At 58.1% G+C, this 7500-nt stretch carries 12 protein-coding genes; 8 read left to right on the forward strand and 4 right to left on the reverse strand.

Annotated elements, in window-relative coordinates:
• Positions 1–257: 257 nt before the first annotated feature.
• From AC0L2Z_RS20665 to AC0L2Z_RS20690, 6 genes are all read left to right on the forward strand, one after another.
• Positions 258–542: a DUF982 domain-containing protein gene (locus AC0L2Z_RS20665; protein ID WP_473629165.1), complete on the forward strand. Its 285-nt coding sequence runs from the start codon at positions 258–260 to the stop codon at positions 540–542.
• A gap of 465 nt (positions 543–1007) precedes the next feature.
• Entirely contained in the window at positions 1008–1307 is a 300-nt protein-coding gene (locus AC0L2Z_RS20670; protein WP_287260821.1) for a DUF1236 domain-containing protein, read from the forward strand.
• 27 nt (positions 1308–1334) lie between these two features.
• Positions 1335–1583, forward strand: a complete 249-nt coding sequence (locus AC0L2Z_RS20675; RefSeq protein WP_473629166.1) for a hypothetical protein — start codon at positions 1335–1337, stop codon at positions 1581–1583.
• 328 nt (positions 1584–1911) lie between these two features.
• Positions 1912–2211, forward strand: a complete 300-nt coding sequence (locus AC0L2Z_RS20680) for a DUF982 domain-containing protein (RefSeq protein ID WP_473629167.1) — start codon at positions 1912–1914, stop codon at positions 2209–2211.
• A 273-nt stretch (positions 2212–2484) separates the two neighbouring features.
• A complete protein-coding gene (locus AC0L2Z_RS20685; protein WP_473629168.1) occupies positions 2485–2949 on the forward strand; it encodes an ATP-dependent DNA ligase in 465 nt (154 codons plus the stop codon).
• Between the two features lie 77 nt (positions 2950–3026).
• A complete protein-coding gene (locus AC0L2Z_RS20690) occupies positions 3027–3275 on the forward strand; it encodes a hypothetical protein (protein ID WP_473629169.1) in 249 nt (82 codons plus the stop codon).
• A 69-nt stretch (positions 3276–3344) separates the two neighbouring features.
• Here the strand turns inward: AC0L2Z_RS20690 and AC0L2Z_RS20695 are convergent, their stop codons facing one another.
• The 3 genes from AC0L2Z_RS20695 to AC0L2Z_RS20705 all read right to left on the reverse strand — a co-directional run bounded on the left by AC0L2Z_RS20695 (position 3345) and on the right by AC0L2Z_RS20705 (position 5249).
• Positions 3345–4007 (reverse strand): outer membrane protein, encoded by a 663-nt coding sequence (locus tag AC0L2Z_RS20695; RefSeq protein ID WP_473629170.1) that lies wholly within the window; start codon positions 4005–4007, stop codon positions 3345–3347.
• Between the two features lie 315 nt (positions 4008–4322).
• Complete coding sequence (locus AC0L2Z_RS20700) at positions 4323–5015, reverse strand: SOS response-associated peptidase (RefSeq protein WP_473629171.1); 693 nt, start codon at positions 5013–5015, stop codon at positions 4323–4325.
• A 9-nt stretch (positions 5016–5024) separates the two neighbouring features.
• On the reverse strand, positions 5025–5249 hold the full coding sequence (locus AC0L2Z_RS20705) for a hypothetical protein (RefSeq protein WP_473629172.1): 225 nt from the start codon (positions 5247–5249) through the stop codon (positions 5025–5027).
• A gap of 250 nt (positions 5250–5499) precedes the next feature.
• Between AC0L2Z_RS20705 and AC0L2Z_RS20710 the strand changes: the two genes are divergently transcribed.
• On the forward strand, positions 5500–5793 hold the full coding sequence (locus AC0L2Z_RS20710; protein WP_473629173.1) for a hypothetical protein: 294 nt from the start codon (positions 5500–5502) through the stop codon (positions 5791–5793).
• A 463-nt stretch (positions 5794–6256) separates the two neighbouring features.
• On the opposite strand, the gene AC0L2Z_RS20715 is transcribed toward AC0L2Z_RS20710, so the two are convergent.
• Positions 6257–6529 carry a hypothetical protein gene (locus tag AC0L2Z_RS20715; protein WP_473629174.1) on the reverse strand — a complete coding sequence of 91 codons (273 nt, stop codon included), beginning with the start codon at positions 6527–6529 and terminating at the stop codon, positions 6257–6259.
• 230 nt (positions 6530–6759) lie between these two features.
• On the opposite strand from AC0L2Z_RS20715, the gene AC0L2Z_RS20720 reads away from it, so the two are divergent.
• Entirely contained in the window at positions 6760–7362 is a 603-nt protein-coding gene (locus tag AC0L2Z_RS20720; protein WP_473629175.1) for a sulfotransferase family protein, read from the forward strand.
• The last annotated feature ends 138 nt before the right edge of the window (positions 7363–7500 follow it).

Genomic DNA, 7500 nt, shown 5'->3' on the forward strand with positions numbered 1-7500 from the left:
CCGAAGTAGCTACGCTGGGCCGTGTGTTCGACCGGCTCAAGAGGGAGGGCGACCCCGTACATCTACGTGAGGCCCTCGCGTCCCGGATCCTTGCAAATTATGCGGCCGGTATCACTGACGAGGACGAACTCGTCTTAGCGTCAAAACTGCCGTTAGGTCGGTAGACGCAACGCAAAGCCCCCACAGCCCCGACGAACTTCATGCAACCACCGCCATGTCTTTGCGTTTAGCCACTTCAATTCTGGAGAGCGACAAAGATGCCGGCGTTTATACCGATTACGATCTACCTGAATCACAGATCGATGCTGGTTGCGTCGATACCTGATGCTGAGACGGCGCTTCAGCAACCATGGCCATTTATGGACAAGCCGTCCCGACTTGAGGCAATCCGAATGGTCGAGGAATGCTTGGCCGGACATTGCAGTCACCATGCCGCGTTCGCTGCCTTCGAGGCGGCCGCTTCTGAACAGGGCCTTCTCAAGCAGAAGCCTCCAAGCGTAGGCCTCAGGAAGTTCGACGGGGTTGCCGAAGACCTGCTGTGAGGTGATTGCCGCCCACTTGACCTTGATCGCTGACAGGCCTCGCCCAGCCGGACTGGCCAGCCTGATCGGACCACCCGCCAAATCGAGGAATGGCGGGTGGTCCTTTATCAGCGCAGGAAGGGACTTAGCTGCGCAGATCTCAAGTGGGGTGGCCCTACCTAGCTAACGATGATTCCTATCGCCAGGAACGTGATCGATACGGCGAACACCGGAGCGAGTAACCAGCGAGCTTGGTGGATACTATTCTCCATGGTCTCTCTCCTGTGAGCACATGGCGAGCAACGAGTGCTGGCAGTCCCGGTTCCGGGCTGCGCCCCGTCCTAGCCCCTATGCGGACAGCAATGTCAGACTTAGGTCCGACCTTTGAGCAGACCGAAGCCCAATCAGGGAACGTTTGCGGCGGCCTGAGGTTGGGTGGGGCTGGCACGACGAGCCGTTCAGCGGAACTCACGCAAGGAGCCCATTATGAGAATGCATCTTTCAACTTTCGCCGCGGGATTTCTGCTGCTGGCAGGCATCGGCGCCGCTGCCGCGCAGGACGTAATCATCGAGCCTGAACAGGAGACGGTCATCAGGGAATATGTGAAAAAGCAGCCGCTCGCGTCGGTGAAAATCCCCGGAGTGGAGCTCAATATCGGCTCAACCCTGCCCGAGACGGTCGAGCTCCATGAAGTCCCCAACACCAAATACCGCACCGTTGTCGTCGACAACCGAACCGTTGTCGTTGACCCGGGCACACGCAAGATCATCAAAATTATCGAATGACGAATGCGACTGGGAGGACAGCCCGCCGTGCCGAAAGGTGCGGCGGGAAGCCATCAAGGGAGGAATGTGATCGCCATGTCAAACCGTGAGATTGGAGCGTCTCAGGCGCTGCGAATGCGCGTGGCCGACCTCAATGAGAGGATGCGCGGCGCCCGGATTACCGAAAGTGAACTGAAGGCCTTTCAAAAGGTCGCAGCCGTAATGGAGGACGGCAAGGGCAGAATCGATGCCGACGATTTTATTGCTGCATCCTTTGTGGTCGAGACGCTGGACTAACCAGAGCCGCCGTTAAGCACTCAAGAAAGCGAAGCGCTGCAATGTCCCTCTCTCCCAGCCTTTTCTCTGTTGGCCTGACTTTCCAATGCCCGCAGTGCAACTTCACCGTCATCAGGAACGGCAGCTGGTTTCAGGTCGTTTCCCATTACAAGTGCGAGGGGTGCGGACGCGAGATCCGGATTACCTACCCCGACAAAATTGCGATCTTCCAGAAGCACGCGCACTTGGCCACGACCCCGCCGGGAGCCGCGGAACCACGTTCCGTTCACTTTGGCTAGCCCGTCCCGTTTGCCGGCCAATGATAATTTCAGAGGTAGGAGAGGTAGCCATGGCTGGCGATCCAACCGTTCTTAACTCAGGCGGAAATGGCGGCGGCACCCTCATGGGTATCCATTGGTTTCACCCTCCGGTCTACATCGGAACCGACCGACTTGGGTTCACCTACGTATGTACCAATGTCGAGGGTGCCGCGGCGGAACTCATGAAGTGGACCAAGTGGGGACCTAAGTGGAAGGAGGCCATCGAGGCCTGCGTCGCTCTCATTAAAGGCGAGCGCACGCCCGACGATGTAAGAAAGGCGTTCGAGGCCGCGGCCGAGGAGGAGGGGTTGCTACGCTCCACTAATTAAGTTCGAGCGGCCCGACAGCCCCTCAAGGATCACGAGTAGCCGCCGGGCCTGACCGGCTGGGGTTTGGGGCGGTCGCCGGCTAGTTCTACCATAAGCTCTACATTCATCATTGCTAATTTAGTAAAATGGTCACGTTCCGTTCCACTGGCTGTCAAATCGGATGAGCCTAGAGTCAATTTGGTGCCTAAACGAGTGAGTGCCGGCGGCCGGCTTGAGTTCATTCCTCCGATGATGCCTACCTTGGTCGCCAAGCCGCCCCAAGGCGATGACTGGATGCATGAAGCCAAATTCGACGGCTACCGCTCCCAGATCATCATCGACGCCGGCGCCGCTCGGATTTTCACCCGCCGCGGACTCGACTGGACCTCCAAATACCGCGATCTGGCCGAGGCAGCCAAAGGTCTCAACGTACAGAACGCCATCATCGACGGCGAAGTCGTCGTCTTGAATGAGGCTGGCCTTTCGGACTTTGCCGCGCTGCGCAAGGCAATCACCAGGCGCCAGCACGACCTCTATTTCGTCGCGTTCGATCTCCTGCATCTCAACGGCCACGATCTGCGCGACATGGTGCTGGAGGACAGGCGGGAAATCCTGGCCGGTCTCATAGGGTCTGACAGCCGCATCCAGTTCAGTGAGACCATGCCAGGCGAGGCTAATGCGATCTATCATCTGATCGACGCGGCCGGCCTGGGCGTCGAGACAGCAAATATCGCAGCGGCCCGACCACCAATTGGCTGAAAACCAAGTCCTTCACCGAAAGCGAGTTCGAGCTACTTGGCGTCGAACGCGAGAGGGGCAAGCCGGCTTTCGCCCTCATGGCCGAGCCCGGCACCCGCAAATATGTCGGCAGTGCGTTCGTGAGCGTCAACCGCGAGATGCGGGAGCGGCTCTGGAAACGGGTGCAGGAACACGCCGGGCCACCGCCCAAGGACATGCCAAAGCGGCCGGCAACGCAGTGGGTCAAGCCGGGGATCAAAGCTCGCGTGAAGCATCTAAGGGGCGAGGAAGACCTTCGACACGCGTCGTTGCAGGATTTCTGGGAGGAAGCGGCTGACGACGGTTAGGCCGTCAGCTCTTGGTGGGCTGAACCATCAGCACCAGTTAGCATACTGCTATGCGATTCTTGGCCCTTGTTAGAACTTATAGGCAATGGCGGCGCGAACGACGCTGAAGTTCGTCTCCACGTCGTATGGATCAGCACCAGCACCATCGAAGCCAAAATCTTCCTCGCCAAGATCGACGTAGAGGTATTCTGCGCGTGCACTCCAATTGCTATTGAACGCATACTCCAGGCCGCCTCCGACCGCATAGCCTGTTTGGAACTTGCTCTCGTTCTCGCCAAAGACGTGCTCATCAATCTCCACATCGCCCATCGCGACGCCGGCGGTGAAGTAGGGTAGCCAGCGATCAAAGGCAAAGCCGACCCGGCCACGGATCGTGGCGAAAGCATCTAAGCTAGCTTCGGCACCGAGGCCGCCGGCGAATCCGCCTGGCGAGAATTCTTCCTCAAAGCCGAGATAATTGATATCGCCTTCAATACCAAAGACCCATTGCCCGTACTGATAGTTCGCACCCACCAGGACACCGCCGGTGAAATTGCTGATGTCGGCGTTTCCGAGAATTCCGATGAAGTCGCCGTCAACATCCCCGAATGCCCCGCCCGCGTTTGCGCCGGCATAGAAGCCTGTCCATGAATATGGGAGATCCATGGAGGCCACCGGTTCTACCACATCTGCTGCATAGGCCCCGGTTACGCTCATGGCCGCAGCCAAGAAAATTCCTGAAAAAATCCGCATAAATTCGCCCCTCGGTCAAACCACTCTCGTATGGGTTGTAACTCAAATGTTGAAAATTGCTGTGTCAGAATAGCCACATAGTTGATTAATTAGCATGACCGTCCGTCGCCTTGGCGGTCTGATTCATCACGCCTCCTCACAGAAATTGTTCACCGTCGGCGCGGTGCTCGAAACAGAACCAGTGCGGCGTCTGCCGCGGCCTGGCAAAGCCCCATCCTGCATTCTTGCCGCAGCCGGGGTGCTCGCACCTATGATGCTGAATGCCGGGCCGGGTAACGGGCTCCATTGCACCGGGAAGGCGGATAATCTCGTCGCTCATAGCAGCGCTATCGGTTCGATCATGTGCGGGCTGTCATTCGGCTTCCCGTCTTTCACGGTCGCGTTCACATCCCGGCTCACTTGGTAGAACTGCAGTTGGCCATTCAGGTTGAGATCAACCAGCTGCTTTGCTGCTTCCGCTAACGTCCCCGGATCTAGCCAAGCCTCATAAGCGGACTGGTCGAGGATGACGGGCTGGCGCTCGTGGATCTGGTTCATTGGGTCAGAAGCCGGCCCGGTGATGATCGTGCAACTCGTGACTTCGAGTTTGGAATTGTAGGCCCAGAGTCCCGCAAATGAGAACGGTTGATGCTCCGGCAGAAAGATGTGCCAAGGATGGAACTTCTTGTCGGCCGGCCATATCGTCCATTCGTAAAATCCGTCGGCAGGGACCAGGCAGCGCTTCGACTGGAAGGCATCTTTGAATGCGCCGGACGTATCGGCCGTTTCGATCCTGGCGTTGAACATCACCGCCTTGGGCATTTCCTTCGCCCACCATGGCACCAGCGACCACCGTCCTTGGCGCAGCTTATGATCCCCATTCTCGCCGGCCGTGACGAACGGCACTTCTTCCGTGGGCGCGATGTTGTAGCGCGGCGCGTCGTTGCGGCCGATTTCGGCGGGTGCGGTCAGTCGATATAGCCGGTGGATCCCCGACCATGGCATATACCTGGTGAAACGTGCGCACATGCCGTTGCCTCAATTGCGCAGGATCTCAGGGACGCTCAGCGGCCCGAGATCGAGAATTCTCTTGTACTCGCCCGTTCGGCGCCAGACTCCTTGTGCCTTGCCATTTTCCCGGTCGCGCTTTGGATCGAACATCACGCCTGGGAAACGGTCAAGGAACGCCTGTGCGGAGGCCTCGTCCGTGAAGCAGTAGAGCCGCCAGTTTTCATATCTGTGGTCCGGCCATATCGCCTGCACCAGCCTTTTCCTTGGGGCCAGCCTGCGCTCTTCGCAAAATTCCCGGATCAATGTGAAGCTGCGCCCCGTGCATAGGTCGTCAGGCAGAGCGACTTGATGCGGCCACTCGCGATCGATCCGGGCAGGCGAGGGGCCACGGTTGCGCATCATCCCGTGCTTCCTGGTGCTGCTGGGCCAATAGTGAACGAAATGAGAACAAAAATGTCAAGGGCGCCTTGACCGGCGAGGAAAATGTTCCTTTTCTATTGGCATGGCGCACGATCCGATCGACACGCTGGGCAAGGCGACCCGGCATAACATGCTCGTCAAGGCGGAATGCAGCTGCGGCAATGTTCGCTACTGCCGTTCGGCCGACCTGATGATGGTCTACGGCGGCGGTGTCGACCCACTGAAGCTCAAATTCGACTGCAGCCGCTGCAAGCCGACGGTGAAGATCACTTTGCTCGAGGTTCACCCCGAACACCTGCCAAAGCGCCTGATGATCCACAAGCCGATGAAGATCGACGGCAAGATCCATTGGACCACCGAGCGGTTCCGGGGATGATTTGTTGAAGTTGGCGGGCGCTTGGGGAGCGTTGGGGTAGATTGCCTGTAGGGCGCCGGCCGGCAGATGGGGTCCGCAGATGGAACCCTACGAACCTTGGGGATTCAATCGACGACATTTGCCGTCGAGTATGGTCCAGTCGGCATAGCAGCGTCCGACGCCGGCCGCGCTAACCGCGCGTCCTGGCTTTCGGTTCCGGCGCGCTTTCCGATGGGTTTGCTAGCAACCTCCGATCGCGTGCCACCAGCAACTTCTTTTTTCGTGCGAGCAGTTTATCGCGATTTCCATTTCGGTCATGCTTCACGGCAATCGCGTAGTCGGCCCTGTTCGTTCGATAGTCTTCGTTTTGCACAGACATGTTTCTATCTCCCGATACGGAACATGAACGCGCCACAACGGCAAGCAGTTCCGAAAACAGCATTCAGAACGCATATCGAGAATGGTGAGGTGCAATAACTTTAATCTACCATGTCGCGCAGTGACTTCTTGCGCTTCTGCGGCCGTATTTCTCCACCAGCCTGATCTTGTCGATGTCGACCGTCACCAGTGCTCCCAGGTCGACGGTCACCCTGCCGGTTTCCTCGTCTATGCGCGTGACCTCGCAGGTAAGCTCGATCTGCTGCCCCTTCTTCACCTTCGTATGGTCAATGATCGAATGCGGGAAGTCGTAGGTCGGGATGGAGACGCTGACGCGGTCCTCAGTGACCCGTCTGCGGACGGTGGCCTTGATTGCCACCAGATCTCCAATCCCAATTCCCCGCGAGCGGCTTGCCTCTGTGGCCGGTCCCAAGGTTGTCAGTTCTGACCCGCTTCATCTCTTCGGAGCCATCGGAATGAGCACACTAGTGGTGAAACCTGACGCCCGGTACCCGCAGGGTATGGCAGGAATCGACCCGGAGAGCTTCATGTAGCGAAATAGGAGGAAGGGCGGTATTTTGAGCGATTGAGTCACCTCGGAGGATGCTCATGTCTCTAGATGTCATTGGCGCGGGCATGGGTCGCACCGGCACGTATTCGCTGAAACTGGCATTAGAGCATCTTGGATTCGGGCCTTGCCACCATATGGCAGACGTGAATGCCAACCCCGAACAGAAAGAGCTGTGGCGCGCCGCGGGCCAGGGACAACTCCCGAACTGGGATCTGGCATATGCCGGCTATCGTTCCGCTGTCGATTGGCCAACGGCGCATTTCTGGCGCGAAGTGAGCGATCACTACCCTGATGCAAAGGTTGTTCTCACAGTTCGTGACCCCGAAGCCTGGTATGACAGCGTGGCGCAAACAATAGGACTTTCGATGGACGCTGCCAGCAATGACCCACGGTCCTTCGGTGTGGCAGTAGTTGGCAATGGTGTCTTTGGAGGTCGCTTTAATGACCGTCATCATGCAATCGCCGTCTATGAAGAACATAACGCAACGGTGAGAGCAACGCTGCCGCCCGAGCGCCTTCTTACTTATCAGGTCTCCGAAGGGTGGGGGTCGCTTTGTGCCTTTCTCGGTGTACAATTGCCTTCGGAACCGTTTCCCCGAACCAATTCGACTGCCGAATTTCGTGCTCGCATGGGGCGCTGAACGACCGGTTGCCACCGGGAGCCGCCTTCTGCGCCGGGTACCAAGCGTCAGGTTTTCACCACTAGTGGTCATGGTCTGAGGGTTGAGTCCCGTTGGCTCATTTCGCGGGAAGATCTTCGGCCGTCGACGCTTCGATGC

The organism is Mesorhizobium sp. WSM4850 (assembly GCF_055811735.1).